The sequence below is a fragment of the Brevundimonas sp. Root608 genome (assembly GCF_001427825.1).
In the GTDB taxonomy this organism is placed as follows: Bacteria; Pseudomonadota; Alphaproteobacteria; order Caulobacterales; family Caulobacteraceae; genus Brevundimonas.
The window spans coordinates 82,788-106,878 of sequence record NZ_LMGT01000009.1; the positions used below are offsets into that span (position 1 = coordinate 82,788).

At 69.4% G+C, this 24,091-nt stretch carries 32 protein-coding genes; 22 read left to right on the top strand and 10 right to left on the bottom strand.

What is annotated here, in order from left to right; all coding sequences use genetic code 11:
• Nucleotides 1-47 precede the first annotated feature (47 nt).
• On the top strand, nucleotides 48-563 hold the full coding sequence (locus ASD59_RS12590; RefSeq protein WP_055832209.1) for a CC0125/CC1285 family lipoprotein: 516 nt from the start codon (nucleotides 48-50) through the stop codon (nucleotides 561-563).
• A 7-nt stretch (nucleotides 564-570) separates the two neighbouring features.
• Here the strand turns inward: ASD59_RS12590 and ASD59_RS12595 are convergent, their stop codons facing one another.
• Together ASD59_RS12595 and ASD59_RS12600 are read right to left on the bottom strand one after the other, a co-directional pair.
• On the bottom strand, nucleotides 571-879 hold the full coding sequence (locus tag ASD59_RS12595) for a hypothetical protein (RefSeq protein WP_055832211.1): 309 nt from the start codon (nucleotides 877-879) through the stop codon (nucleotides 571-573).
• Between the two features lie 74 nt (nucleotides 880-953).
• A complete protein-coding gene (locus ASD59_RS12600) occupies nucleotides 954-2,150 on the bottom strand; it encodes a hypothetical protein (RefSeq protein WP_200943665.1) in 1,197 nt (398 codons plus the stop codon).
• Between the two features lie 191 nt (nucleotides 2,151-2,341).
• Between ASD59_RS12600 and crcB the strand changes: the two genes are divergently transcribed.
• The 9 genes from crcB to ASD59_RS12640 all read left to right on the top strand — a co-directional run bounded on the left by crcB (nucleotide 2,342) and on the right by ASD59_RS12640 (nucleotide 9,137).
• A complete protein-coding gene (gene crcB, locus ASD59_RS12605; protein WP_055832213.1) occupies nucleotides 2,342-2,725 on the top strand; it encodes a fluoride efflux transporter CrcB in 384 nt (127 codons plus the stop codon).
• Nucleotides 2,722-3,756, top strand: a complete 1,035-nt coding sequence (locus ASD59_RS12610; protein ID WP_055832215.1) for an RluA family pseudouridine synthase — start codon at nucleotides 2,722-2,724, stop codon at nucleotides 3,754-3,756. Before crcB ends, ASD59_RS12610 begins: the two co-directional genes overlap by 4 nt.
• Nucleotides 3,757-3,790: 34 nt before the next feature.
• Nucleotides 3,791-4,468, top strand: a complete 678-nt coding sequence (locus ASD59_RS12615) for an HAD-IA family hydrolase (RefSeq protein ID WP_055832217.1) — start codon at nucleotides 3,791-3,793, stop codon at nucleotides 4,466-4,468.
• Nucleotides 4,469-4,475: 7 nt separating this feature from the next.
• Nucleotides 4,476-5,237 (top strand): ATP12 family chaperone protein, encoded by a 762-nt coding sequence (locus ASD59_RS12620; protein WP_055832219.1) that lies wholly within the window; start codon nucleotides 4,476-4,478, stop codon nucleotides 5,235-5,237.
• Nucleotides 5,238-5,316: 79 nt separating this feature from the next.
• The gene (locus ASD59_RS14630; protein WP_055832222.1) at nucleotides 5,317-5,793 is read left to right on the top strand and encodes a hypothetical protein; all 477 of its coding nucleotides are present in this window, start codon (nucleotides 5,317-5,319) and stop codon (nucleotides 5,791-5,793) included.
• Nucleotides 5,790-6,116 carry a winged helix-turn-helix domain-containing protein gene (locus tag ASD59_RS14635; protein ID WP_055832224.1) on the top strand — a complete coding sequence of 109 codons (327 nt, stop codon included), beginning with the start codon at nucleotides 5,790-5,792 and terminating at the stop codon, nucleotides 6,114-6,116. The genes ASD59_RS14630 and ASD59_RS14635 overlap by 4 nt, the downstream gene beginning before the upstream one ends.
• A 55-nt stretch (nucleotides 6,117-6,171) precedes the next feature.
• A complete protein-coding gene (locus ASD59_RS12635) occupies nucleotides 6,172-7,704 on the top strand; it encodes an acyl-CoA carboxylase subunit beta (protein WP_055832226.1) in 1,533 nt (510 codons plus the stop codon).
• Nucleotides 7,701-8,564, top strand: a complete 864-nt coding sequence (locus ASD59_RS14050; RefSeq protein WP_082560197.1) for a toll/interleukin-1 receptor domain-containing protein — start codon at nucleotides 7,701-7,703, stop codon at nucleotides 8,562-8,564. Before ASD59_RS12635 ends, ASD59_RS14050 begins: the two co-directional genes overlap by 4 nt.
• Nucleotides 8,565-8,894: 330 nt before the next feature.
• Entirely contained in the window at nucleotides 8,895-9,137 is a 243-nt protein-coding gene (locus tag ASD59_RS12640; protein ID WP_055832228.1) for a hypothetical protein, read from the top strand.
• A 112-nt stretch (nucleotides 9,138-9,249) separates the two neighbouring features.
• Here the strand turns inward: ASD59_RS12640 and ASD59_RS12645 are convergent, their stop codons facing one another.
• Entirely contained in the window at nucleotides 9,250-9,654 is a 405-nt protein-coding gene (locus ASD59_RS12645) for a MerR family DNA-binding protein (protein WP_055832230.1), read from the bottom strand.
• Nucleotides 9,655-9,723: 69 nt separating this feature from the next.
• Here ASD59_RS12645 and ASD59_RS12650 point away from each other — a divergent pair, with 69 nt between their 5' ends.
• The 6 genes from ASD59_RS12650 to ASD59_RS12675 all read left to right on the top strand — a co-directional run bounded on the left by ASD59_RS12650 (nucleotide 9,724) and on the right by ASD59_RS12675 (nucleotide 12,709).
• A complete protein-coding gene (locus ASD59_RS12650; protein ID WP_055832232.1) occupies nucleotides 9,724-10,497 on the top strand; it encodes a MauE/DoxX family redox-associated membrane protein in 774 nt (257 codons plus the stop codon).
• Nucleotides 10,498-10,539: 42 nt separating this feature from the next.
• Entirely contained in the window at nucleotides 10,540-10,869 is a 330-nt protein-coding gene (locus ASD59_RS12655; RefSeq protein WP_055832234.1) for an ArsR/SmtB family transcription factor, read from the top strand.
• Nucleotides 10,866-11,297 (top strand): SRPBCC family protein, encoded by a 432-nt coding sequence (locus tag ASD59_RS12660; RefSeq protein WP_055832237.1) that lies wholly within the window; start codon nucleotides 10,866-10,868, stop codon nucleotides 11,295-11,297. Before ASD59_RS12655 ends, ASD59_RS12660 begins: the two co-directional genes overlap by 4 nt.
• Before the next feature lie 12 nt (nucleotides 11,298-11,309).
• Entirely contained in the window at nucleotides 11,310-11,729 is a 420-nt protein-coding gene (locus ASD59_RS12665; RefSeq protein ID WP_055832239.1) for a DUF1801 domain-containing protein, read from the top strand.
• Between the two features lie 13 nt (nucleotides 11,730-11,742).
• Entirely contained in the window at nucleotides 11,743-12,162 is a 420-nt protein-coding gene (locus tag ASD59_RS12670; RefSeq protein WP_055832241.1) for a DUF1801 domain-containing protein, read from the top strand.
• Between the two features lie 61 nt (nucleotides 12,163-12,223).
• A complete protein-coding gene (locus ASD59_RS12675; RefSeq protein WP_055832243.1) occupies nucleotides 12,224-12,709 on the top strand; it encodes a hypothetical protein in 486 nt (161 codons plus the stop codon).
• A gap of 39 nt (nucleotides 12,710-12,748) precedes the next feature.
• Here ASD59_RS12675 and ASD59_RS12680 read toward each other — a convergent pair whose 3' ends face one another.
• On the bottom strand, nucleotides 12,749-13,189 hold the full coding sequence (locus ASD59_RS12680; protein ID WP_055832245.1) for a MarR family winged helix-turn-helix transcriptional regulator: 441 nt from the start codon (nucleotides 13,187-13,189) through the stop codon (nucleotides 12,749-12,751).
• Nucleotides 13,190-13,241: 52 nt separating this feature from the next.
• On the opposite strand from ASD59_RS12680, the gene ASD59_RS12685 reads away from it, so the two are divergent.
• A complete protein-coding gene (locus tag ASD59_RS12685; protein WP_055832247.1) occupies nucleotides 13,242-13,919 on the top strand; it encodes a glutathione S-transferase family protein in 678 nt (225 codons plus the stop codon).
• 18 nt (nucleotides 13,920-13,937) lie between these two features.
• Nucleotides 13,938-14,468 (top strand): dihydrofolate reductase family protein, encoded by a 531-nt coding sequence (locus ASD59_RS12690; protein ID WP_055832248.1) that lies wholly within the window; start codon nucleotides 13,938-13,940, stop codon nucleotides 14,466-14,468.
• Nucleotides 14,469-14,649: 181 nt separating this feature from the next.
• On the opposite strand, the gene ASD59_RS12695 is transcribed toward ASD59_RS12690, so the two are convergent.
• The 3 genes from ASD59_RS12695 to ASD59_RS12705 form a co-directional block, all read right to left on the bottom strand.
• A complete protein-coding gene (locus ASD59_RS12695) occupies nucleotides 14,650-15,405 on the bottom strand; it encodes a pseudouridine synthase (protein ID WP_055832249.1) in 756 nt (251 codons plus the stop codon).
• 42 nt (nucleotides 15,406-15,447) lie between these two features.
• Entirely contained in the window at nucleotides 15,448-15,963 is a 516-nt protein-coding gene (locus ASD59_RS12700; RefSeq protein WP_055832250.1) for a GlcG/HbpS family heme-binding protein, read from the bottom strand.
• A 75-nt stretch (nucleotides 15,964-16,038) separates the two neighbouring features.
• Nucleotides 16,039-16,671, bottom strand: a complete 633-nt coding sequence (locus ASD59_RS12705; protein ID WP_055832251.1) for a DUF938 domain-containing protein — start codon at nucleotides 16,669-16,671, stop codon at nucleotides 16,039-16,041.
• A 207-nt stretch (nucleotides 16,672-16,878) separates the two neighbouring features.
• Between ASD59_RS12705 and ASD59_RS12710 the strand changes: the two genes are divergently transcribed.
• A complete protein-coding gene (locus ASD59_RS12710) occupies nucleotides 16,879-18,723 on the top strand; it encodes a phosphoenolpyruvate carboxykinase (GTP) (protein ID WP_055832252.1) in 1,845 nt (614 codons plus the stop codon).
• 38 nt (nucleotides 18,724-18,761) lie between these two features.
• Nucleotides 18,762-19,772 carry an NAD(P)/FAD-dependent oxidoreductase gene (locus ASD59_RS12715; RefSeq protein WP_200943650.1) on the top strand — a complete coding sequence of 337 codons (1,011 nt, stop codon included), beginning with the start codon at nucleotides 18,762-18,764 and terminating at the stop codon, nucleotides 19,770-19,772.
• Here the strand turns inward: ASD59_RS12715 and ASD59_RS12720 are convergent, their stop codons facing one another.
• Entirely contained in the window at nucleotides 19,773-20,498 is a 726-nt protein-coding gene (locus tag ASD59_RS12720; RefSeq protein WP_055832254.1) for a TonB family protein, read from the bottom strand.
• 196 nt (nucleotides 20,499-20,694) lie between these two features.
• Here ASD59_RS12720 and ASD59_RS12725 point away from each other — a divergent pair, with 196 nt between their 5' ends.
• Nucleotides 20,695-21,492, top strand: a complete 798-nt coding sequence (locus ASD59_RS12725; RefSeq protein ID WP_055832255.1) for a transglycosylase SLT domain-containing protein — start codon at nucleotides 20,695-20,697, stop codon at nucleotides 21,490-21,492.
• A gap of 75 nt (nucleotides 21,493-21,567) precedes the next feature.
• Complete coding sequence (locus ASD59_RS12730) at nucleotides 21,568-22,710, top strand: DUF2336 domain-containing protein (protein ID WP_055832256.1); 1,143 nt, start codon at nucleotides 21,568-21,570, stop codon at nucleotides 22,708-22,710.
• Between the two features lie 53 nt (nucleotides 22,711-22,763).
• Here ASD59_RS12730 and ASD59_RS12735 read toward each other — a convergent pair whose 3' ends face one another.
• The gene (locus ASD59_RS12735) at nucleotides 22,764-23,240 is read right to left on the bottom strand and encodes an Hpt domain-containing protein (protein ID WP_156377029.1); all 477 of its coding nucleotides are present in this window, start codon (nucleotides 23,238-23,240) and stop codon (nucleotides 22,764-22,766) included.
• Between the two features lie 64 nt (nucleotides 23,241-23,304).
• On the bottom strand, nucleotides 23,305-24,087 hold the full coding sequence (locus tag ASD59_RS12740) for an NAD kinase (protein WP_055832258.1): 783 nt from the start codon (nucleotides 24,085-24,087) through the stop codon (nucleotides 23,305-23,307).
• Nucleotides 24,088-24,091: the final 4 nt, after the last annotated feature.

Consider the following 24,091-nt stretch of genomic DNA (forward strand, 5'->3'; position numbering starts at 1 on the left):
CCTCCGACACCGCCCGGCGCTAATTCACACACGCCCGGAGATCCGCCATGACCCGCTTCGCCCTGCCCCTGATCGCCGCCGCCGGGCTCGCCCTGTCGGCCTGCGCCAGCTTGGCCCCCTACGGCGCCCAGACTTCGCCGGGCGGGCAGGGCTATGCCGAGCAGCGCATCGAATCCAACCGCTTCCGCGTCACCTACAACGGCGTCGGCGCAGCGGGTCCCGTGGCCGACATGGCCCTGCTGCGCGCGGCCGAGCTGACGACCTCGCAAGGCTATGACTGGTTCGAGGTCACCCAGCGCTGGATCGACGGACGGCCCGACAGCGCCGGCGGCATGCGCCCCAGCGTCGGCGTCGGCTACGGCTCCAGCCGCTACGACGGCCGCTACGGCAACTACTCGGCCTCGGGCGTCGGGGTGGGCGTGGGCCTGAATTTCAGCGGCCCCTCGGCGACCTCGACCACGCTGGAGGTCGTCATGGGCAACGGCCAGAAGCCCGACCGCCCGGACGCCTATGACGCCCGCGGCGTTCAGGACGCCCTGCGGCCTCGCCTCAGGGCTGGCTAGAGGCCGTTCACGAACGCGCCGACGGTGCGCCACAGTTCAGCATCGTGGCCGATCCACAGGTGGCCGCCGTCCGCTCGTGGATCATCAGGACCGGCGGGCCTGGGCGGACGTCGGCGTATTCAATCTCTCCCCACGGGCTGCCGACCACCCGGCTGCGCACCGACACGTGATCGCGGGCCTCGTCCATGTCCTGATGGAAAACGAGGGCGGCAGTCACGACGGCGGCGGTGACCGCCACGCCGGCGATGACGAGCAGGCCGCGTCGGCGCGCCCTGGCCCGGCGCCGACGCATCCGTGGTTCGCCGAACAGATCCATAGCCGCCTCCGGTGCGGACGGGACCCTGTCCCGCCGCCACCGAGGCGTCCTTGACGAGAGTCAAATGCGGGCGATCAGCGCCCGCCGCGCGTCAGCGCCCGGTATTCGACCAGCCGCTCCTTGTCGCGCCGCACCTGGTCGGCGACGGCGTTGTCGACGTCCAGCGAGGCGTAGCGGACCCAGCCGTCGACCCCCAGCTTGTCCTGGACCGCCGCCACCGGCGTGCGCCAGCGGAAATAGGACAGCCAGCTGACCAGCAGGCCCAGCAAGGCGGCCAGTCCCTGCAGGGCGCGGAAACCGGCCTCGCCGGTGGCCGGCGCGGGCTCCAGCGCCAGGGCGGCCAGGCCGACGATCAGCACCAGCGGCGTCATCAGCCGCTGGGCCCAGCGCATCCAGTAGCGTTCGCGGCGCACGCGCCACAACTCCATCTGGACGTGCTTCTCGAGGTATTCCATCCGCGCGCCCAGCCACATGGTCAGCCGGGTCAGATACATGGCGCGCTGGCCCCAGCCCTTGCCGTCCTGCTGGAACTGGGTCTCGGCCTGGTCGGCCATGGCCCGGGCCGAGGTGAACAGGTTCTGCAGCTCGCGTGTCCTCTGAACGATCTCGCGCGACAGTTCGTAGGAGTCGTTCTCCAGCTGGAACCGGTACTGGATGAACAGCACCGCCTGCAGGCCCCAGTAGAGACCCAGCACCGCCAGCATGGCGCCCGCGGCCAGAGCCAGGCCCGTGGTCTCCGATCCGGTCCAGCCGGCGAACAGGCCGGGCCCGAGGATCGCCAGCGCGGCGAAGGCCGCCAGCGCCCCCGCCTGGCTCAGCCGCTTGACCGTCACGTGGACGATCAGCGCCCGGAAGACGCGCCGGCCATAGCTGTGGATCCGGCTGCGGATGTCCTGGTCGACCGGAAACCGTTCCTCGATCTGACGGCTGAACAGGACGTGGAACCGGTCCGGCTTGGCGTCGGTCTCCCAGAAGGGGAAGATGTCCAGCGGCTGGTTGAAATACTCGTCGATGTGGGACGAGACGATCGCCTCGGCCTCGGGCGTGGCGGCGAAATACTCGCTGTCCTGGATCGGGCGCAGGATGCCGTCGGCCGACCGCAGCGGCCCGCCGCGGGAGGCCGGCGTCGGCGGCGGCACGGCCCGATGGGCGCTGTCTTCCGCTCCGGGAGGCGGCGGATTCGGCGCCGCCTGCAGCCGCGCGTCATGGCCCTGACCGCCGTGGCCGCCGTCCAGCGGCGTCGAGCCGGGTGTGTGATCGTCCTGCGACATACGCTTCGGCGGTCCCTGAAACTTGAACCCGGCAGTATGGCGGAACGCCGCCGCCGGGCGATGATCTTCCCTCACAGCGCGAAGCGGCGCTGTAGCCTCAGGTATCACCGTTAACCCTGCGCCTCGGCAAGTGAAGTTTCGGTCAGGCGGCGCGCCTTCGCTTTCCCGGCGGGTCCGCTATAAGCCCCGCCATGACCCGTTTCCTGATCGTCGCAGCCGGAGGCGCCCTCGGCGCCGTGGCCCGCTACGGCCTCGGCCGCCTCCTGCCGGCGACGGCCTGGCCGTGGGCGACCCTGACGGCCAACGTCGTGGGCGGCCTGCTGATGGGCCTGCTGGCCGGATGGCTGGCCTTCCGGGGCGGCGTGCACGGCGAGAGCCTGCGCCTGTTCGCCGCCGTCGGCGTGCTGGGCGGCTTCACCACCTTCTCGGCCTTCTCGCTCGAAACCGCCCTGATGATCGAGCGCCGTCAATTGGCCATGGCGGGCGGTTACGTGGCCGCCTCGGTGGCGCTTTCGGTGCTCGCCCTCTTCATCGGCCTGATGGTCGCCCGCCGCGCCTTCGGAGCCGCCCTTTGACCGACGAACCCATTCAAGAGTCCGAACCCGCCCCGAAACGCGAGGTCCAGACCCTCTATGTCGCCGAGGCCGAGGACGGCATCCGTCTTGACCGCTGGTTCCGCCGGCGCTGGCCGCACCTGTCCAACATCCAGGTGCAGAAGATGGCCCGCAGCGGCCAGATCCGCGTCGACGGCGCCCGCATCAAGCCGGAAGGCCGCCTGACCGCCGGCGCCGCCGTGCGCGTGCCGCCGATCCCGGACGACACCTCGCGCCAGGCCGGCGACGTCCACACCCTCAGCGCCCAGGACATCAAGTTCGCCAAATCCCTCGTCCTCTATGAGGACGACATGGTCATCGCCATCAACAAGCCGCACGGCCTCGCCGTCCAGGGCGGCACCAAGACCAGCCGCCACGTCGACCGGCTGCTGTCGGCCTGGGGGGAGGGGATGGACCGGCCGCGTCTGGTCCACCGGCTCGACCGCGACACCTCCGGCGTGCTGCTGCTCGGCAAGGGCCCCGAGGCGGCCAAGCGGCTGGCCGGGGCCTTCGCGCGGCGGCAGGCGAAGAAGACCTACTGGGCCATCGTCATCGGCAACCCCAAGCCCTCGGCCGGCCAGATCGACATGCCGCTGAAGAAGACCGGCATCAACGACTTCGAGATGATGCGTCCCGCCGACCGCAAGGACCCGCGGGCCGAACCCGCCGAGACCGCCTTCGCCACCATCAGCCGCGCGGCTCACCGGGCCAGCTGGATGGCGCTGCGGCCCTTCACCGGCCGGACCCACCAGCTGCGCGCCCACATGGCCGGCATCGGCCATCCGATCCTCGGCGATCCGAAATATGGCGACGAGAAATCGAAGGAGCTGTCAGGCCCGCTGAAGCTGCAGTTGCACGCCCGCCGCATCGAGCTGGAGCATCCGCGCGGCGGCATGCTGGTGGTCGAGGCGCCGCTGTCGCCCGAGATGCGCGCCGGCTTCGCCCATTTCGGCTTCGAGGAGGCCGAGGGCAACGAGAGCGATCCGTTCGAAGGGGTGAAGCGGCTGAGATGATCGCCTTTTACTCCGATGCACGGGGAGGGGTGCGATGACCCGGCCCCTGGCCGTCTTCGACATCGACGGCACCCTCGTCGACAGCCGCGCCTCGATCCATCGCGCCGCCTGCGAGGCCGCGCGCGACATCGGCCTGCCCGAGCCCGACTACGACCGCGTCCGCCAGATCGTCGGCCTGTCTCTGGAGCACGCCATGGCGGTGCTGGAGCCGGGCCTCGATGCGCCAACCCTGGCCCGCTTCGTCGCCGGCTTCCGCGCCAGCTTCAACCGCATGTACGCCGAGGGCCACGAGGAGCCGCTCTATCCCGAAGCCATGACCACCCTGCGCCGGCTGCACCGCGACGGCTGGCGGCTCGCCCTGGCCACGGGCCAGAACCGCCGCGGCGTGGCCCGCAACCTGGCCCGCCAGGGCTGGGCCGACCTGTTCCTCTCGTCCCACTGCGCCGAGGACGGGCCCGGCAAGCCCGATCCGGCCATGCTGCACGCCGCCATGGCCGCCTGCGACGCCGAACCCTCGCAAACCGTGATGATCGGCGACACCGCCCACGACATCACCATGGCGGTCAACGCCGGAGTCCTGCCGCTGGGCGTCGCCTGGGGCTTCCACACCGTCGAGGAACAGCAGGCCGCCGGGGCCCGCCACGTCGCCCGATCCTTCTCCGAACTGACCGTGGTGCTGGACGGCTTCGCCGACCTGACCCGCGCCGCCTGAGATCTTCATGAGCCACATCCCGCCCCTCGATCCGAATGTCGCCGCCCGCAAGGGTTTCCGCGAGTCCGAAGAGCGCCTCAAACGCTTCTGGACCACGGCCGATGTGGCGGAGCGGGAAGGGGGCTGGGCGGTCACCCTCGACGGCCGCACGCCGAAAACCCCGGCCCACGCCCCGCTGCTCCTCCCCACCGGAGCCGCCGCCCGCCTCGTGGCCGAGGAATGGGCCGCCCAGGGCGAGTTCATCGACCCCGCCACCATGCCCGCCACCCGTCTGGCCTCCACCGCCATCGACCGGGTCAGCCAGGCCCGCGAACCGGTGGCCGAAGAGATCGCCGCCTTCGCCGGCTCGGACCTGCTCTGCTACCTCGCTGACCATCCGACCTCGCTGGCGGCCGAACAGGCCCGCGAGTGGACGCCCTGGCGCGACTGGGCGGCGCTCGAGCTCGGCGTTCATCTGGAGCCCGCCGAGGGCATCATCCACCGGCCCCAGGATCCCGCCGCTATCGCTCGCGTGCGTGATCTGGCCCTGCGGCTGGACGATTTCGCCCTGACCGGTCTGGCGACCGCCGTGCCCCTGCTGGGGTCCGCCGTCCTCGGCCTCGCCGTCCAGCGCGGCGTCCTGTCGGGGGAGGCGGCCTTCGACCTCAGCCGGCTCGACGAGGCCTTTCAGGAACGCCAGTGGGGCGTCGACGCCGAGGCCGCCGAACGCACCGCCGGCCGGCGCGCGGAAGCCCTCCTGCTGGACCGGTGGTTCCGGGCCCTCGAATAACTTTCCATGCCGGAAAGTTATCACTTGACGATCTGGAAAATCACACTCACTTTCCAGATCAGAAAGTGAGGAACGCCCAATGACCGACGACCACCCGCAGCAGTCCGGCCCCACGCCGGCCGAGGCGCTCGCCGCCATCGCCAGCTCCCGCAAGACCGTCCATGACCGCGTCGCCGTCGGCGGCTGGCGCTATGATCTGACCTATGCCGCCATCATGGCCGTGATGGTCGGGGGGCAGGCCTTCGACAACCCATGGAACGTGACCGCCAGTTCGCTTGGCGTCCTGGCGCTGGTCGTGCTGTTCCAGCACGAGGCGCGCCGCACCGGCCTGCGCATCACCGGGGTGTCACCGCGCCACGCCCGATGGGTCGCCATCGCCATCGGCCTGGCCGCCGCGGCCATCATCGTCGGCGTGACCATCGTCCGCCGCCAGTCCCCGGAGACCGACGTCGCGGTCGTCGCCGCCCTCGCCGGCGCCGCGGCCTTCGTCGCGGCCCTGGTCGGCTCCCGCATCTGGCGTCGCGTCTATCGCGCCGAAATGGGTGCGAAAACGTGAGCGGCGTGCCCCGGTTCGACCCGGTCATCCACGCGCCCGGCCGCCTCCAGATCTGCGCCATCCTCTCGGCCGCCGACGAGGCCGAGTTCGCCATGGTCCGAGACGCCATCGCCGTGTCCGACTCGGTCCTGTCCAAACATCTGAAACAGCTCGAGGACGCCGGCTATATCAAGCTGCGCAAGGTCGCCAGCGGAGGCCGCCAGCGCACCTGGGCCGCCTTCACCCCCGCCGGCCGCGACGCCTTCGCCGCTCACGTCGCGGAGCTGACCCGTCTGGCCGGCATGACCGCGCCGCCGACGCTGGGCGAGGGCTTCTCGGGCTAGCGTCGCTTGCCACCGCCAGCGCGTCTCCTTAAGCCAGCGCTCAAGGAGACGCCGCATGAAGACCATCCTCGAACAGCTGGAACAGCGCCGCGCCGGCGCCCGCCTCGGCGGCGGCGAGAAACGCATCGCCAGCCAGCACGCCAAGGGCAAGCTGACCGCCCGCGAACGCATCGACGTGCTGCTGGACGAGGGCTCCTTCGAGGAGACCGACATGTTCGTGGAGCACCGCTCGCATGACTTCGGCATGGAGACCCAGCGCATCCCCGGCGACGGCGTCGTCACCGGCCGCGGCACCATCGGCGGCCGTCTGGTCTATGTCTTCTCCAAGGACTTCACCGTCTTCGGCGGCTCGCTCTCGGGCGCCCACGCGGCCAAGATCGTCAAGATCCAGACCATGGCCCTGACCAACGGCGCCCCGATCATCGGCCTGTTCGACGCCGGCGGGGCCCGCATCCAGGAGGGGGTCGAATCCCTCGCCGGCTATGCCGACATCTTCCTGCAGAACACCCTGGCCTCGGGCGTCATCCCCCAGATCAGCGTCATCATGGGCCCCTGCGCCGGCGGCGACGTCTATTCCCCCGCCATCACCGACTTCATCTTCATGGTGAAGGACACGTCGTACATGTACGTCACCGGCCCCGATGTGGTGAAGACGGTCACCAATGAGGTGGTGACCCACGAGGACCTGGGCGGCGCCCGCGTCCATTCGCAGAAGTCCGGCGTCGCCGACGGCGCCTTCGAGAACGATCTCGAGGCCCTCAGCGAGGTCCGCCGCCTGATTGGCTTCCTGCCCCTGTCGAACCGCGAAAAGCCGCCCGTCCGCGACTCCTACGACGATCCCCAGCGCGACGAGGCCAGCCTCGACACCCTCGTCCCGGCCAATCCGAACCAGCCCTATGACATCAAGGAGCTGATCCTGAAGACGGTCGACGAGGCCGAATTCTTCGAGATCGCCCCCGACTTCGCGAAGAACATCGTCACCGGCTTCGGCCGCCTCGACGGCCAGACCGTCGGCGTCGTCGCCAACCAGCCCCAGGTCCTGGCCGGCGTCCTCGACATCGACTCCAGCCGCAAGGCCGCCCGTTTCGTGCGCTTCTGCGACGCCTTCGGCATCCCGCTGGTCACCTTCGTCGACGTGCCCGGCTTCATGCCCGGCACGCGTCAGGAGTACGGCGGCCTGATCAAGCACGGCGCCAAGCTGCTGTTCGCCTATGCCGAGGCCACCGTGCCCAAGCTGACCGTCATCACCCGCAAGGCCTATGGCGGCGCCTATGACGTGATGAGCTCCAAACACCTGCGCGGCGACGTCAACTACGCCTGGCCCTCGGCCGAGATCGCCGTCATGGGCGCCAAGGGGGCGGTCGAGATCATCTTCCGCAAGGAGGCCGGCGACCCCGAGGCCCTGGCGGCGCGCGAGGCCGAGTACAAGGAACGCTTCGCCAACCCCTTCGTGGCGGCAGGCCTCGGCTATATCGACGACGTGATCATGCCGCACGGGACGCGGCGGCGGCTGATCCGGGCGCTACGGACGCTGAAGAACAAGCAGCTAGACAACCCGTGGAAGAAGCATGACAACATTCCCCTATGACGGACTCACACATCTTTATTAGCTGGTCTTTGCCAGCAAGTCAGAAAACGGCCCAAAAAGTCTACGAATTTTTTCGAAGACTATTTCCAACCTTTGGATTCTTTATTTCTTCGGAAAATATAAGCAGCGGCCAGCGCTGGTATGATGTGATCTCGGAGAAGCTCGATGCATGTAATGTTGGCATTGTCGTCGTAACTGCGGAAAATCATTTAAGGCCTTGGATCCACTATGAAGCCGGCGCGCTAGCCAAGGTTGTTACAAAAGCGCGCGTTATGCCGCTGTTATGTGGCGTTCCAACTCGGTTGATCGCCGACACGCCCCTCAGTGCCTTCCAAGCAGCGGACCTGAACAAGTTTGGAATCCAGCGGATTGCTGACTCGATCCGCGAGATGACGGGCTACGGTCAGTTGGACGCGGACTTCTCTGAACATTTCGAGTCGCTTTGGTCCCGTTACGGAGAAGCGCTTTGTGAAGTGCATAGGCCGGACAGCGAGAGCAATACGCCGGCTCCCGAGCCGGTCAGTCCCGTTGACTCGGAAACGAATTCTCGCCTCGACCAGTTGACCGAAATCGTGCGCTCTATGGAAGCTCGCCTTCCTCATCGCCCACTTACTGAGGCTGATGTCGCACGCATTGCTGGAAATCACTTCAGCGCGGGCATCGTTGGCCAAGGCGAACTGGCCACAATGAGCGTTGAAGAAGTAGTCAAAGCTCTTGGCCGAGATACGCTCTCGCCACGCGCTCGAAATGCCTTGGCGAACTGGGACACTGTGTCCAACGCACTCGCCGCGAATCCAACTGTGAAGAATCCGCCGAGACGCGGACTTCTCAGCCCGGACGAACCTTCTGATTCTAACTAAATCTCATCCTGACCAACCTCCTCTTCCTCTGCTCCCGCAACCGCCTCCGCTCCCCCACGGCCGAGCAGGTGTTCGCGTCCCACCCCGGAGTCGGGACCGCCTCCGCCGGCCTGGCGCCCGACCTTCCTTTCGTCATCCTCCGGCAAGCCGCGCCTTCGCGGCGCAGACCGGGGGACCCAGCGGCGCGCGAGAGCGCGAACCTGTCCCGGACTCCGTCGTCAAACAGCGTGCCTGAACAGATCGCCTTCGGCGCCGCTGGGTCCCCCGGTCTCGCTGCGCTCGCCGGAGGATGACGAAAGGACAACAGGACGGGCCCACCTCATCTTCGTCATGGAGCGCGCCCACCGCGCCAAACTCCTGCGCCGCTTCAAACCGCAGCTGAAGCGCGCCCGCGTCATCCGCCTCGACATCCCCGACGACGACGCCTTCATGCAGCCCGAGCTGGTGGCGCTGCTGGAGAAGAAGGCCGGGTCGTTCCTCTGGCGTCCTTCTCCCGCAAGGGGGAACGGCGCGGGGTCGCCTGCGTCCGCTTTTGACGTACCGGCCGGCTATCATCCCAGTCCAGGTCTTTGACAACCGAACCCCGTCGCGCCGTAGAGGCGCGCCGCCGCCCGTCCGGTGGACGAGTTGGACGACCTGGACCGTGTTTTTTCGCGGAACCGTCCATGCGCCGACCGCGCTGACCTCACCCCTCGAACGCCTCCAGGATCGGGCAGGGCCCTTTCCCCCCGCCCGCGCAAGCCCCCGCCAGTCGCCGCAGCGCCGCGCGCGCCGCCTCCAGTTCGGCGATCCGGGCATCCAGCTCCGCCAGCCGCGCCTCGGCCAGGGCCAGCGCCCGGCCGCGGTCCTCGCCCGCGTCCAGCGCCAGCAGCTCCCCGATCTGCTCGAGGGTGAAGCCCGCCCCCTGCGCCTGGCGGATGAACCTCAGCCGCCGCACATCCTCCGCCCCGTAGCGCCGCACGCCGCCGCCGAGCCCCGCGCCCTCCGGTCGCGGCGGCGTCTCCAGCAGGCCGCGCCGCTGGTAGTAGCGCACCGTCTCCACGCCCACGCCGCCGGCCCTGGCCAGCCGCGCGATGGTCATACCGGTCATGCCTTGACTCCGTACCATGGTCCGGACCCTACATGGGGGGCGGATCGTTATCGGCAACAGGAGAAACCCATGTCCGACCAGACCGCCGCCGCCCCCAGGACCGCCGTCCTCCACCGCATGGTCATGGCCGACCACGTCTGCCCCTATGGCCGGAAGTCGCTCTGGCTGCTGCGCCGCAAGGGCTACGCCGTCCAGGACCACCATCTGAAGACCCGCGAGGAGACCGACGCCTTCAAGGCCGTGCACGGCGTCAGGACCACGCCCCAGACCTTCATCGGCGGCGTCCGCATCGGCGGCCATGACGACCTGCGCCGCTTCTTCGGCGAGACGGTCCCGGAGGAGGGGGCGACCAGCTACACCCCCGTGCTGGCCGTCTTCGCCGTCGCCGCCCTGATCGCCCTGGCGATCGACTGGCTGTCGCTGCGGGCGATCACCGCGATGGTCCTGCCCAATTTCATCGCCACGGCCATGTGTCTGCTGGCCATGCTGAAGCTGCAGGACGTCGAGAAATTCTCGACCATGTTCCTCAACTACGACCTGCTGGCCCGGCGCTGGGTGCCCTACGGCTACATCTATCCCTTCGCCGAGCTGGGCGCAGGCGTGCTGATGCTGGCCGGCGCCCTGACCTGGCTGTCGGCCCCGGTCGCCCTGTTCATCGGCGGGATCGGCGCGGTGTCGGTGTTCAAGGCCGTCTATGTCGACAAGCGCGAGCTCAAATGCGCCTGCGTCGGCGGCGCCTCCAATGTCCCGCTGGGTTTCGTCTCCCTTACCGAGAACCTGATGATGGTCGTCATGGCGGTGTGGATGCTGGCGGCGGCGGCCTCGGGCTTGACTCACCCATAACCCGCCAGCTATGCGTCCAATCCATAGCTCTGGAGTTATGGATTGAACCCGCCGCCCGCCCACGACGTCCTGTTCCGGACCCTCGCCGACCCCACCCGGCGGGCCCTGTTCGAACGTCTGTGCCGCGACGGCGAGACCACGGTCGGGGTGCTGACGGCCCAGGCCGGGGTGTCGCAGCCGGCCGTGTCCAGACATCTCGGGGTGCTGAAACAGGCCGGGCTGGTGCGTGACCGGCCCGACGGCCGCCAGACCCACTACAGCGCCCGGCTCGAGGCCCTCGCCCCGCTGGCGGACTGGACCGGCCGCATGACCGGCTTCTGGGAAGCCCGCATCGACCACCTCGAGGACCTGCTCAAAAGGATGGACCAATGACCGCCGCCGCGACCGAAACCCGCTCCGTCGTCATCGAGCGGGACATCCCGTTTCCGCCCGGGAAGCTGTGGCGCGCCCTGACGCAGCCGCACCTGATCGAGGAATGGCTGATGAAGAACGACTTCCGGCCGGTGGTCGGCCACAGCTTCAGGCTCAGCGGCGACTGGGGCGGGGTGCTGGACTGCGAGGTCCTGACCGTCGAGCCGGAGAGGACTCTCTCCTACACCTGGGACTACGCCCACGACGATCCGGCCTATGCGATGAAGAGCGTGGTGACCTTCACCCTGACCCCGACGGACGCGGGAACGCATCTGCGCGTGGAGCAGGCCGGCTTCCGCCCCGATCAGAAACAGGCCTTCGGCGGCGCCAACGCCGGCTGGCGGCAGTTCCTCGCGAAGCTGGAACAGGTGGTGGCGCGGGCCGATTGAGGAGGCGACCTGATGACCGACAAGCCAGAGAAACCCGTCCTGCTCTCGGGCGGCAATCCCCAGATCCCCAAGGGCCATGGCGACGCCCCGGTCCAGGCGTGGATCGCCGCCGCCCCGGGCTGGAAAAGCGACGCCGCCCGCCGCCTCGACGCCCTGATCACGCGCATGGTTCCCGGCGTGCGGAAGGCGGTCAAATGGAACACCCCGCTGTACGGCGTCGAGGAGGGGGCCTGGTTTGCCGGCTTCCACGCCTTCGACCGCTATCTGAAGCTGGCCTTCTACCGCGGCGCGTCGCTGGACCCCGTTCCGCCCGTGGGCTCGAAGCACAAGGACGTGCGCTATTTCCACATCCACGAGGGCGACCCGCTCGACGAGACTCGACTGGCCGACTGGATCCGGCAGGCCAGCCGGCTGCCCGGCGAGCGCATGTGACGGAGGAACGACCATGGGAAAGATGGACATCGACCCGGCCGAGGCCGGTCTTTCCGCCCCGCAACGGATCGACGCGAAGATCGCGGCCCTCGGCGACTGGCGCGGCCGGACCCTCGCCCGCATCCGCGCCCTCGTCCACGAGGCTGACCCGGAGGTGGTCGAGACGGTGAAATGGGGCCGCGTCCCGGTGTGGGAGCGCGCCGGCATCCTCACCACCGGCGAGGTCTACAAGACCGCCGTCAAGATGACCTTCGCCAAGGGCGCCGCGCTGGAGGACCCCTCCGGCCTGTTCAACGCCAGCCTCGAGGGAAGCACCCGCCGCGCCGTCGATTTCCACGAGGGGGACGTGATCGACGCGGAGGCCCTGAAGGCCCTCGTCCGCGCCGCCGTGGCGCTGAACCTCTCCAACACAACTAAAGCGAGAAAAAAGTAGCTCGCGGTCACAACCTGTGATAACCCTTGGTTGTCTTCAACCGACACCAAGGGAGGTCATCATGCTTTACGACAACGTAGCGGCGCAGTTCTTCACCTCGGCCGGCGACGACCGCGGCACCAGCGCCTATTTCGTCTATCCGGGCGGGATCCTGAGGGCCAAGACGGCGACGCACACCCTGCATGTGCGGCCGGGCAAGAACCTCTGCTTCGTCCGCTCGGCCGACGCCGACACCGTGCTGCAGCGGGGCGTCGCCAGCGTGGCGCACAACGGCGGCGCCGTCACCCTGACCCTCGGCAACGCCGCGACCGTGGCGGCCCGCAAGGCCTCGGGCGGCGGTTACGACACCCCGGTCGACTTCTTCCTCGAGGATGACGGGACCTACGACAGCGGCCGGCACGTCGGCCACGCCATCACCGGCGCCTTCGACGCGGGCAACAGCGGCATCACCCTGGCCGACATCAACCGGGTCAAGGCGACCCAGGTGAACGGGACCGACACCGCCATCACCGGCGCCAACGCCGATGTGAATATCGACCACCAGTGAGCGACCTTCCTTCTCCCCTTTCGGGAGAAGGGCAGGGGCTCATCCCACCTGCCGCAAACCCGCCCGCAGCGCGTCCCCGGCGCCGGCCAGTCCGGCCTCGATCGCCCCATGCTCGCGCACCCAGATCGGCGTGGCCGCCGCCAGCAGCGCCCGACCCGCGTCGGTCAGGGCCGGACGGCGGCTGCGCCGGTCCTTCGGATCGACGCCGAGGACGACCGCGCCCATCCGCTCCAGCGGCTTCAGATTGGCCGTCACCGTCGACCGGTCCATGGCCAGCAGCGCCGCCACCGCGCCTATGGTCGGCGGCTCGGGCCGGTTCAGTCCGTTCAGCAGCGAGAACTGGCCGCTGGTGATGCCCAGGCCGCGAAAGGCCTCGTCGAACCGCCGCGACAGGGTCCGCGCCGCGCGCTGGGCATGCAGGCACAGGCAATGGTCGCGGATGTGCAGGGTGGCGGCGAAGGCGGCGGGCACGTTTGACATGGCGTCAATTATGTTGATATCAACGCAACTGTCAAACGGGAGGGAGCCCGCCATGATCAAGGTCACCGCCTTCAGATGGGTCCCGCCCTTCGCCCAGGGCTCGGTCCGCGACATCCGCGTGCGCTGGGCGCTGGAGGAGGCGGGTCTGGGCTATGACGACCACCTGATCGGCTTCGAGGACCAGGCGACGCCGGCCTATCGCGCGAAACAGCCCTTCGGCCAGGTCCCCGCCTTCAGCGACGGCAAGGTCGAGATGTTCGAGAGCGGCGCCATCGTCCTCTACATCGCCCAGAGTTCTGACCAGCTGATGCCCGCCGACGAGGCCGGGCGCGCCATGGTCATGACCTGGCTGTTCGCGGCCTCCAACAGCGTCGAGCCCTGTGTGGCCGAGCTGGCCGGCATCGACCTGTTCCATGCCGACAAGGCCTGGGCGAAGGAGCGCCGTCCCGAGGTCGAGACCATGTTGCGCAAGCGGCTGGGCGATCTGCAGGCCGCGCTCGGCGACCGCCGGTGGTTCGCCTGCGACCGCTTCAGCGCCGCCGATATCCTGATGACCCATGTGCTGCGCGACCTGCGCCATACCGACATCCTCGCCGACTATCCTGCGCTGGCCGACTATGTGGTCCGGGCCGAGGCCCGCCCGGCCTTCCAGCGTGCGCTGGCCGACCAGATGAAGCCGTTCCGGGCGGCGGAGGCGGCGCGGCCGGAACTCGCCGCGGGCCGGGCCTAGACAGGGGGAGTTTCCGGCATGGCCCGGCTCGTGTTTGGAATGAATGTGTCGCTCGACGGCTACGTCGACCACGAGAAGTTCGCGCCCGATCCGGTGCTCTTTCGTCACTGGATAGAACAGGTGCGGGGCGCGACGGGCAGCATCTACGGCCGCCGCCTGTATGAAATCATGCGCTACTGGGAACAGGACGATCCCGACTGGACCCCGGATCTTCAGGCGTTCGCGGCGGCGTGGCGCGCCGAACGCAAATGGGTCGTGTCGCGCTCCCTGACCTCGGTCGGTCCCAACGCCACCCTTGTCTCAGGCGACATGGAGGGCGTGATCCGCGGGCTGAAGACCGACCTGGAGGGCGACATCCACGTCGGCGGGCCGGTTCTGGCGCAAAGCCTGACCGACCTCGGTCTGATCGATGAATATCGCCTCTACCTCCATCCCGTCGTCCTGGGTCAGGGCGCTCCGTTCTTCGCCGTCCCCCGGCCGCCGCTCCGCCTTGTCGCCCATGACCGGATCGGCGGGGAAGCGATCCGGTTGACCTATGTGCCCGCGTGATGGCGTCACGCCGCGATGCGACCGATTCTGACGCACCGGGCTGATACGGTGCGTCCCTGGGCCTTCGATCGAACGCCTCTCAGCCCGGCGAAGGCGCACGCCGTGCACGCCCATTCCGGAGAAGCGGACGGAGCGGACTCTTTGGACGAGTTGGACGAGTTGGACGGTGTTTTTCGGAGTCTCAGCCGACCAGCGCCGCCCGCTCCTCGGCGGTCAGCATCCGCCATTTGCCCTCGGGCAGATTGTCCAGTTTCAGTGGCCCGATCCGTACACGGATCAAATCCACAACCTCCAGATCCACCATCTCGCACATCCGCCGGATCTGCCGGTTGCGACCCTCGCGCAGGATGAATTTCAGCCGGAAGGACTCCATCCGGCTGACGTAGGCGGGCTTCAGCTGACGCCCGTCCAGCATCAGGCCGTGGCGCAGGATCTTCAGCTTCTTCTCGGTCACGTCGCCGGCGACGCGGACCAGATATTCCTTGTCCAGATCGGATTGCGGCCCGATCACCGCCTTGGCCACCACCCCGTCCGACGACAGCAGCAGCAGGCCCCGCGAATCCTCATCCAGCCGGCCGATCGGGGGCAGGGAGGCGTCCTCGGGCGGGACCGCGCCCTCGCCGACCCGGTTGGCCTCGGTGATCAGCCGCACCGCCGGGATCTTGTCCGGCTCCGGCTGGCCCGAGACGTACCCCAGCGGCTTGTGCATGACGATGGTCACGCCCTCGGCCAGGGCCGCCGTCGCCCGGTCGTTCAGCGTCAGCGTCTGTCCGGTTTCCAGCTTGCGGCCCGCGTCGGTCACCACCTCGCCGTCGACCGAGACGAGGCCGTCGGCGATCAGGGCGTCGGCCTCGCGCCGCGAGCAGACGCCGGTCTGGCCCAGCCATTTGTTGATCCGGACCGGCTCGGGGCCGTCATAGGTGCGGGAAAACGCCATGCGGGTCCGTAGCCGCAGGGCGAAGCCGGGTCCAGCCGCCGATCAGCCGCCGAGGGCGGCGGCTATGGCGGCTCGCGCGACCTCGTCGTCCTGCGCCGAGGATGCGCCAGAGACGCCGATGGCTCCGACCACCCGGCCGTCGACCACGATCGGTACGCCGCCGGCGACGGGCACGATCCCGTCGATGGCCAGCAGGGCGATGCGCCCTGCGGCCAGCCGCTCCTCCGCCGAGGCGGAGGCGGTGCGGAACCGGGCCGCGGACCGGGCCTTGGCCTGGGCGACAGTGATCGAGCCGTACTGGACGTCGTCCATCCGCCCGAAGGCCACCAGCTCCCCCGATGGCTCGACCACGGCGATGGCCAGGCGGAAACCGCGGGCGCGGCCCGCCTCGACGGCGCGATCGATCAGCGCCTGCGCCGCCTCCAGCCCGATCGGCGCGCCATAGGGCGGAGCCGGAGCCGGAGCCGGAGCAGCGGCCGGCGCGGCCGTCGGCGGCGTCTGCCCCCACGCCGGAGCCGCGGTGGCCAGAACAGCCAGAACAAGGAGGAGACGTTTCATGTCGGCGCTTTCGATCAGGTTCAGCCAAGCTTGGGGTCGATGCCCTCACATCTCCGCCGGAAGCACAAGGGCCGGTCAGACCCGCCGGAACAACAGCATCAGATTGTTCGCCGGCATCTCGACCCGCCGTGTCAGAGCCAGCCCTTCCACCTTCGCCGCCGCCGCAACCTCGTCCCGGTCTCTCAGTCCCCAAGCCGGATGGCGGGCTTTCAGGCTCTCGTCGAAGGCCGCGTTCGACGCCGCCAGCGGCATCTCCGGCTCGCGATACGGCCCGTACAGGACCAGCAGGCCGCCGACGGCCAGCCGGCTCCCGGCCAGCGCCATCAGCCCCTCCGTCGCCGCCCAGGGGCTGATGTGGATCATGTTTATGCAGACCACGACCCGCAGCGGTCCCTCCGGCCAGGTTGCGGGGTCCAGCACGTCCAGCGCCAGCGGCGCGCGCAGATTGGGCAGGCCCGCCCCCGCGGCCCAGGCCGCGATGCTGGCCCGGGCCTCGACCGACGGATCGCTGGGCGTCCAGTCCAGGCCGGGCAGGGCCCCGGCGAAGGCCACGGCGTGTTCGCCCGAACCCGCCGCGATCTCCAGCACCCGTCCCCGGGCCGGCAGATGGGCCCGCAGAATCTGCAGGATCGGCCCGGTGTTCCGCGCGACGGCGGGCGAGGCGAGGGCGCCGGAGGGAGTCGGGGAAACGGAGTCCATCGTCTGCATGCCTGTCCGGATACTCCGCGCGGCCGCCCGCAGGGAACGGAAATATGCAGGGGCAGCCGGGCGTTCGGCCTGCGAGAGGTTGAAACGTGCATCGGTTGACGCGGCGTCCGCTTCGGTGTCATTCCGGCTGAAACATTGCGTGATGAGCCACGCAAGGGAAGAGCCACGGCGGCGTCAGATCGCCGGGCGACGTTCAGGAGAGTGCGCGTGACGGACACCATTCCCGGCCTGCATCCGGCCCCCACCAACCACGCCGGCCTGGTCGCCTGGGTCGGGCAGATCGCCGCCCTGACGAAGCCGGCGCGCGTCCACTGGTGCGACGGCTCGGAGGCCGAAAAGGCCGCCATCGTCGCCGACCTGATCGGCAAGGGCACGCTGCGCGAGCTCGACCAGACCAAACGCCCCGGCTGCTACTACGCCGCCTCGGACCCGAAGGACGTGGCCCGCGTCGAGAGCCGCACCTTCATCTGCTCGGCCAACCAGATCGACGCCGGCCCGACCAACAACTGGTCTGACCCGGTCGAGATGCGCGCGCGGCTCAACGGCCTGTTCGACGGCTGCATGGCCGGCCGGACGATGTACGTCGTGCCCTTCTCCATGGGCCCGCTGGGCTCGAAGATCAGCGCCCTCGGCGTCGAGATCACCGACAGCGGCTATGTCGCCGTGTCGATGGGCATCATGACCCGCATGGGCCAGCCGGCGCTGGACGTGCTGGGCGATGACGGCGTCTTCGTGCCCGCCGTCCACACCCTGGGCGCGCCCCTGGCGGAGGGTCAGGCCGACGTGCCGTGGCCCTGCAACGACGACAAGTGGATCGTCCACTATCCCGAGACCCGCGAGATCTGGTCCTATGGCTCCGGCTATGGCGGCAACGCCCTGCTGGGCAAGAAATGCTACGCCCTGCGCATCGCCTCGGTCATGGCCCGCGACGAGGGCTGGCTGGCCGAGCACATGCTGATCCTCAAGCTGACCGATCCGAAGGGCCGCGCCAAATACGTCGCCGCCGCCTTCCCCTCGGCCTGCGGCAAGACCAACCTGGCCATGCTCCAGCCGACCATCCCCGGCTGGAAGGCCGAAACCATCGGCGACGACATCGCCTGGATGCGCTTCGGCGACGACGGCCGCCTGTACGCCGTGAACCCGGAGGCCGGGTTCTTCGGCGTCGCTCCCGGCACCAGCCGCAACACCAACGGCAACGCCCTGGCGACGATGGCGACCAACACCGTCTTCACCAACACCGCCCTGACCCATGACAACGACGTCTGGTGGGAAGGCCTGTCCAGGGAGGCGCCCGAGGGCCTGACGAACTGGAAAGGCGCCGCCCATGACGCCGCGTCCGGCGAGCCGGCCGCGCATCCGAACGCGCGCTTCGCCGCCCCGGCCAGCCAGTGCCCGACCATCGCGCCGGAATGGGAAGATCCCCGGGGCGTGCCCATCGACGCCATCCTGTTCGGCGGCCGCCGCGCCTCGGCCGTGCCGCTGGTGACCGAGGCCTTCGACTGGGAGCACGGCGTCTTCATGGGCTCCTCGGTGGCCTCGGAAGGCACCGCCGCGGCCGAGAACGCCATCGGGACCCTGCGCCGCGATCCCTTCGCCATGCTGCCGTTCTGCGGCTACAACATGGGCGACTATTTCGCCCACTGGCTGTCGATGGCCGGGAAGACCGAGGCGGCGAACCTGCCGCGCCTCTACTTCGTCAACTGGTTCCGCAAGAACGAGGACGGCCAATTCGTCTGGCCGGGCTTCGGCGACAACGCCCGCGTCCTGAAGTGGATTTCGGAACGCCTGGACGGCGAGGCCGCGGCCGTCGATACGCCGGTCGGCCGTGTGCCGACGCGCGAGGCGCTGGATCTGACGGGCCTGACGCTTTCGGACGCCGACCTGTCGATCCTGCTCGACGTCGATGCCGAGGTCTGGGCCGAGGAGGCCTCGCTGATCCCGGATTTCTACGCCCAGTTCGGCGACCGCCTGCCGCAGGCCCTGTGGGACCAGCACGAGGCTCTCACCGCTCGCATTGACGCGAACCGCGCCGCCGCGATTGCTGCGGAGTAGGCTTGCATTCCAGTCGCGGGGGGTCGATCTGGTCGCCCGTGACTTCTTCCCCGGATGTAATCGTCATCGGCGCCGGCGTGCTCGGCCTGTGTTCGGCCGCCGAGCTGGGCGCGCGGGGGCATGCCGTCACCGTCATCGACCCCGGCGGCCCCAATGCCAGCTCCGCCGCCGCCGGCATGATCGCCCCGGCGCTGGAAAGCCTGTCTGACGACTCCACGCCCGAGCGGGCCGCCTTGCTGAAGCGCGCCCGCGACCGGTGGCCGGGCTTCGCCGAGACCTTTGGCCTGACCCTGCATCGCGACGGCGTCGACTGGCGCGGTCCCGACATCCCCGCAGCCCTCACGCGCCTGGCCGCCATGGGCTTCGCCGCCAGCCGCAGCCCCGCGGGACTGACCTCGCCCGAGGACTGGCGCGTCGAGGTGGCGACCGCCCTCAAGGCGCTCGCCCGCGCCCCCGGCGTCACCGTCATTCGCTCTTCCGTGGCGCGCCTGTCCGCCGATGCGCGTCGCTGGAGGGTCGAGGCCGAGGACGGGCGGACATGGTTCGCGCCGACGGTCGTGCTCGCCACGGGCGTCGCGGCCCCGCTTCCGGGCTTGCCCGAGCGGGCCGCCGCCGCCGTCGCCGCCGTCGAACCCTTTCGCGGCCAACTGACGCCGGTTTCCGCTCCCCCGCCGCCGCGGACGCTGCGGACTCCCGACCTCTATATCGTCCCCGCCGCCGGGGGCGTGGTCATCGGGGCCACCATGGAGCGGGGGCGCCGGGATATCGAACCGGACCTGGCCGAGTCGGCGCGCCGCGTGACGGCAGGCCTGGCCCTGCTTGGCGCCGCAGGCGAGGCCGGGTCGCCACGGGTGGGGGTCCGGGGCGCTTCGCCGGACGGCCTGCCGCTGGCCGGTTCCGCCGGCGAGCCAGGCCTCCACCTGGCCCTGGCCCCGTTCCGCAACGGCTGGCTGCTGGGGCCGCTGGTCGCCCAGGTCGTCGCCGACGGGGTCGAGGGCAGGGCGCCCGTGGCGGACGCCGCCGCCCTCGACCCGCTCAGGTTCGCCTGATCAGTCTTCCGGCAGGGTGAAGCGCAGGTTGATGCTGACCCGCGACCCCTCCGCCGCGCCGTCCACGGTGCGCGGGTTGACCCGGAAATGGCGCGACAGGCTCCGCGCCGCGCCACCGAACCCGTAGCCGGGCGTCTCACGCGTGACGCTGCAGTCCGTCACCGCTCCCGTGGGCAGGACCAGACAGTTCAGCGAGGCCGAGCCTTCGACCTCCGCCTGGAGCGCCCGCTTCGGATAGGCTTCCATCATCTGGGCGGCGGACGGCTGGCGCGACCAGCTGGGGTTCCGGATCAACGGCGCGGGCGTGTCCACCGGTTCGGCGGAAGGGCTGTCAGGCACGACAATGTCGACGGGCCTGTCCATCGTGAACACTGTCGTATCGCCGACTGGCTTGTCGGTTGAGGCCGTCGGCAGGGTCTCGACCGGCGTCGTGGGAATCGGTGTGTCGTTGACGTTGGGGTTCGGCGCCGGAGGGGTCTTCGCCTCGACCGGCTTCGGAGGAGGAGGCGACCGCCGGAAGATCACTTCGATGGGCTTTCTCTCAGTCGGGACGGCCACGGCCGGCATCTCGAACCGCTGATAGTAGAGGGCGACTCCCAATCCGGCGTGAGCCGCCACCACGATCCCCGTTGCGATCCAGGTCGCGCGGGAAAACCGGGGTCGTCTGCGTTCGTTGAAATCGAGCGGATGCACCAGTCCGGGTCCGCCAGCGGTCGTCATCATCATGGCCGTCACTCCCTGTCTCTCGCCGTCCCCACAGCGTCCCACGGGGAAGTTGAGCGCTGGTCTTGCGGCAAGTTTTGGACGAGCGTGGCCATGGAAACGCCACCGGACCGCGCACCACCGGCCAGGGTTAAGGGACTGTGGACGTTAATCCTGGCGTTAGGATTTGATTAACCACGGTCCCCCAGCCTCGTGACTCATGAACATCGGAGCGATTCCTTCCTCTGGCGGAGTCGAGGCGGCCATCCGGCGCGCCTCGAACGCCACTGGCGTGGACGCCGATTTCCTGGTCCGGACGGCCCGCCGCGAAAGCGCGATGAACCCGTCGGCCAAGGCCCGGACGTCATCGGCCGCCGGCCTGTTCCAGTTCATCGAACAGACCTGGCTGGGTACGGTGAAGGCGCACGGCGCCAAGCACGGCTACGGCCAGTACGCCGACCTGATCTATCGTGGCGGCGACGGCCGCTGGCGCGTCGAGGGCTCGGCCCGCAACGTGGTGCTGGACCTTCGCTTCGATCCCCAGGCAGCCTCGACCATGGCGGCCGAGCTGACCGCCTCCAACGCCGCCTATCTTCGCGGCCGGTCGGGCCGTGAGCCGGGGGCCGGGGACCTCTACGCCGCTCACTTTCTCGGACCGGCGGGCGCCGCCCAGCTGATGGACGCCATGGACCGGCGGCCTGGAAGTCCCGCGGCGGCCATCTTCCCCGAGGCCGCGTCGGCCAACCGGTCGATCTTCTATCGCGACGGCCGGCCGGCGACGGTGGCCGAGGTTCACGCCAATCTGCAGCGCAGCGCCGGCGACGGGGCGCCGGCGGCCGCTTCCGGTTCCGGTCAGACGGCCCCCGATCTGACCGAGCGGGACCAGATGCTCGCCGCTCGTCTGGATCGGCTCAAACAGGATCAGAGCCTGCTGGCCTTGCTGCTGGGACAGGACGGCGAGGGCAAGAACGGCGGTTTCGGCGGCGCTTTCGGGCCGGAGGCGGAGACGCGCATCTGATCGCGAATCCGGTGATGGTAAACCGCCCGTTAGGGATGACGGGTTGATGTTGCCCGGCAACTGCCTGGATCGCCCATGACCGCCTATCGCGCCCGTCTGACCGAAATCGACATCCATCGCCTGATCAAGGCGACCGATGAGGACGAGCGCGCGGCTGCGGCCCACAAGCTGTGCCGCAGCATGGACAAGGCCCCCCTCGGCGAGGACGACCGGGCGGCGGCGCAGAAGATCCTGCGCATGCTGTCCCAGGACGCGGCCGAACTGGTCCGCCGGGCCATGGCGGTGACGCTGAAGGCCTCGGACCTGATTCCCCGCGATGTGGCGCGGCGCATGGCGGCCGACGTGGACAGCGTGGCCCTGCCGATGATCAATTTTTCGCCCGTCTTCACCGACGAGGACCTGATCGAGATCGTACGGGCCGGGTCGGCCGTCCGGCAGGTGGCTGTCGCCAGCCGTCCGAAGGTCGGCCGGGACGTGGCCGGGGCGGTGGCTGAAGTGGGCTGCGAACAGGCCGTGCGGGCACTGGCGGCGAACGACAACGCCGATGTGGCCGAAGCCGCCCTGGGGCGCTGCATCGACCGGTTTGGGGCCTCGCCCGAGATCGTGGCGGCCATCGCCTGGCGTCAGGTGCTGCCGTTGACGGTGACCGAGCGACTGGTCGAGCTGGCCTCCGACGCGGTGCGGGAACACCTGGTCACCCGCCATGCCGTCGCGCCGGAGACGGCGATCCGCCTTTCCGCCTTCGCGCGTGAGCGGGCCACGGTCGATCTGGTCGATCAGGCGGCGAGCCATGCGGACCTGCCGCTGTTCGTGGCCAGTCTGAACGCCCGCCGCACCCTGACCCCGTCGCTGCTGCTTCGCGCGCTGGCCCGGGGGCAGATGACCCTGTTCGAGCACGGCGTGGCCGAACTCGCCGGAACCCCGCTGGCTCGCGCATCGCTGATGATCCATGACGCCGGCCCGCTCGGTCTCAAGGCCGTCTATGATCGCGCAGGCCTGCCGCCGCGTCTGTTTCAGGCTTTCCGCGCCGGGGTCGACACCTGGCGCCAGCTTCAGGCCGAGGGGGTGGATACGTCGGGCGACGACTTCCGTCACCGGATGCTGGAACGGTTCCTGACCCAGCGGCCGAACGCGCCGCGAGAGGATCTGGCCTATCTGATGGAGCGGCTGGACCACGATCCGCTGCCCGCCAAGGCCCGGCTCACCGCCGCCGCCTGACGGCAGAACGCCCGCCGGTCAGGCGGGCGTTGACTTCGGCCGGAACGGGCCGGTCAGCCCAGGTGTTCGGCGACGCGGGCTTCGAGGGTTTCGGCCAGGACCCGGCCGACCGGGTGGTCGTCGGTCTGGATCTGGTCGCGCACGACAGCCTTGATGGCGTCGATGTGGGCGTCAAGGATGACGACCGGGGCGGCCATGCGTTTGACCGGGTCGTCCATCATCCGGCAAAGCGAGCCCGCCAGACGGGTCACCAGCGGATACTGATAGGTCGTGCCAAGGCCCTTCAGGTCGTGGGCGCGGAAATACAGCGCCTCGGCGGTCTGGGGGTTGTAGCCTTCACGGCGGATGTCGGCCTGGGCGCTGTCCAGCTTGACGATCTCGTCCTGCAGCCACTGGCCGAACTGGGACGACATGGCCTTGAGAGCGGCTTCCGCCTTGGCGATGGCCCCGGCGTCGATTCCGCCAAAGGCTCCGCCGACCTTCATGCGAAGGGTGTTCGGCGGACGAATGACCTGGGCCGGGTTGCTCACGGCGGACTCCTGAAGTGGATTGGCGGCAGTCTGGGCCTCTGTCCCTAAAAAACCGTGCACGGCCTCAGGAGGCGAATTGTTCGGCCAGCACCCGCTCCTCGAACGATCGTCCGGCGTCGAACAACATGGTCAGGGCGATATCGCGGCGTTCCCGGACCTCGACGCGCGCGACGCGGCGGACCTCGAAACTGTCGGCGGTGGCGCTGACCGGCCTCTTGTCCGCCTCCAGCACCTCGAAACAGACCTTGGCCTGATGCGGGAGCAGGGCCCCCCGCCACCGACGCGGGCGGAAGGCGCTGATGGGAGTCAGGGCCAGCACCCGCGAATCCAGCGGGATAATCGGGCCGTGCGCCGAAAGGTTATAGGCCGTCGATCCGGCCGCCGTGGACAGCAGGCAGCCGTCGCAGGACAGCTCCTCCAGGCGCACGCGACCGTCGACGCTGATGCGCAGCTTGGCGCTCTGACGGGTCTGTCGAAGCAGGGAAACCTCGTTGATGGCCAGCCCGCTGTGGACCTGGCCGGCTTCGGTCCAGGCGTCCATTTGCAGGGGGTGGATCACCGCCCGCCCGGCGCCCGCCAGTCGTTCCCGCAGCCCTTCCTCGCCATAGTCGTTCATCAGGAAACCGACGGATCCCCGGTTCATCCCGAACACGGGGATGCGCCGGTCCATGACCGTATGCAGGGTTTCCAGCATGAAGCCGTCGCCGCCCAGGGCGACGATGACCTCGGCCTGGTCGGGCTCGACGGAGCCATAGAGGGACGCCAGCCGTTCCCGGGCGGCCTGCGCCTCGGGTCGGTCCGAGGCCACGAAGGCCAGGCGCAGGTCCGGATCGGGGAGTTCGCTCACCCGC

What these genes read in the sequence shown, in the direction of transcription:
- ASD59_RS12590 (WP_055832209.1), top strand. Translation starts at nt 48, where the DNA reads ATGACCCGCTTCGCCCTGCCCCTGATCGCCGCCGCCGGGCTCGCCCTG.
- ASD59_RS12595 (WP_055832211.1), bottom strand. Translation starts at nt 879, where the DNA reads ATGGATCTGTTCGGCGAACCACGGATGCGTCGGCGCCGGGCCAGGGCG.
- ASD59_RS12600 (WP_200943665.1), bottom strand. Translation starts at nt 2,150, where the DNA reads ATGTCGCAGGACGATCACACACCCGGCTCGACGCCGCTGGACGGCGGC.
- crcB (WP_055832213.1), top strand. Translation starts at nt 2,342, where the DNA reads ATGACCCGTTTCCTGATCGTCGCAGCCGGAGGCGCCCTCGGCGCCGTG.
- ASD59_RS12615 (WP_055832217.1), top strand. Translation starts at nt 3,791, where the DNA reads ATGACCCGGCCCCTGGCCGTCTTCGACATCGACGGCACCCTCGTCGAC.
- ASD59_RS12620 (WP_055832219.1), top strand. Translation starts at nt 4,476, where the DNA reads ATGAGCCACATCCCGCCCCTCGATCCGAATGTCGCCGCCCGCAAGGGT.
- ASD59_RS14630 (WP_055832222.1), top strand. Translation starts at nt 5,317, where the DNA reads ATGACCGACGACCACCCGCAGCAGTCCGGCCCCACGCCGGCCGAGGCG.
- ASD59_RS12635 (WP_055832226.1), top strand. Translation starts at nt 6,172, where the DNA reads ATGAAGACCATCCTCGAACAGCTGGAACAGCGCCGCGCCGGCGCCCGC.
- ASD59_RS14050 (WP_082560197.1), top strand. Translation starts at nt 7,701, where the DNA reads ATGACGGACTCACACATCTTTATTAGCTGGTCTTTGCCAGCAAGTCAG.
- ASD59_RS12640 (WP_055832228.1), top strand. Translation starts at nt 8,895, where the DNA reads ATGGAGCGCGCCCACCGCGCCAAACTCCTGCGCCGCTTCAAACCGCAG.
- ASD59_RS12645 (WP_055832230.1), bottom strand. Translation starts at nt 9,654, where the DNA reads ATGACCGGTATGACCATCGCGCGGCTGGCCAGGGCCGGCGGCGTGGGC.
- ASD59_RS12650 (WP_055832232.1), top strand. Translation starts at nt 9,724, where the DNA reads ATGTCCGACCAGACCGCCGCCGCCCCCAGGACCGCCGTCCTCCACCGC.
- ASD59_RS12660 (WP_055832237.1), top strand. Translation starts at nt 10,866, where the DNA reads ATGACCGCCGCCGCGACCGAAACCCGCTCCGTCGTCATCGAGCGGGAC.
- ASD59_RS12665 (WP_055832239.1), top strand. Translation starts at nt 11,310, where the DNA reads ATGACCGACAAGCCAGAGAAACCCGTCCTGCTCTCGGGCGGCAATCCC.
- ASD59_RS12670 (WP_055832241.1), top strand. Translation starts at nt 11,743, where the DNA reads ATGGGAAAGATGGACATCGACCCGGCCGAGGCCGGTCTTTCCGCCCCG.
- ASD59_RS12675 (WP_055832243.1), top strand. Translation starts at nt 12,224, where the DNA reads ATGCTTTACGACAACGTAGCGGCGCAGTTCTTCACCTCGGCCGGCGAC.
- ASD59_RS12680 (WP_055832245.1), bottom strand. Translation starts at nt 13,189, where the DNA reads ATGTCAAACGTGCCCGCCGCCTTCGCCGCCACCCTGCACATCCGCGAC.
- ASD59_RS12685 (WP_055832247.1), top strand. Translation starts at nt 13,242, where the DNA reads ATGATCAAGGTCACCGCCTTCAGATGGGTCCCGCCCTTCGCCCAGGGC.
- ASD59_RS12690 (WP_055832248.1), top strand. Translation starts at nt 13,938, where the DNA reads ATGGCCCGGCTCGTGTTTGGAATGAATGTGTCGCTCGACGGCTACGTC.
- ASD59_RS12695 (WP_055832249.1), bottom strand. Translation starts at nt 15,405, where the DNA reads ATGGCGTTTTCCCGCACCTATGACGGCCCCGAGCCGGTCCGGATCAAC.
- ASD59_RS12700 (WP_055832250.1), bottom strand. Translation starts at nt 15,963, where the DNA reads ATGAAACGTCTCCTCCTTGTTCTGGCTGTTCTGGCCACCGCGGCTCCG.
- ASD59_RS12705 (WP_055832251.1), bottom strand. Translation starts at nt 16,671, where the DNA reads ATGCAGACGATGGACTCCGTTTCCCCGACTCCCTCCGGCGCCCTCGCC.
- ASD59_RS12720 (WP_055832254.1), bottom strand. Translation starts at nt 20,498, where the DNA reads ATGATGATGACGACCGCTGGCGGACCCGGACTGGTGCATCCGCTCGAT.
- ASD59_RS12725 (WP_055832255.1), top strand. Translation starts at nt 20,695, where the DNA reads ATGAACATCGGAGCGATTCCTTCCTCTGGCGGAGTCGAGGCGGCCATC.
- ASD59_RS12730 (WP_055832256.1), top strand. Translation starts at nt 21,568, where the DNA reads ATGACCGCCTATCGCGCCCGTCTGACCGAAATCGACATCCATCGCCTG.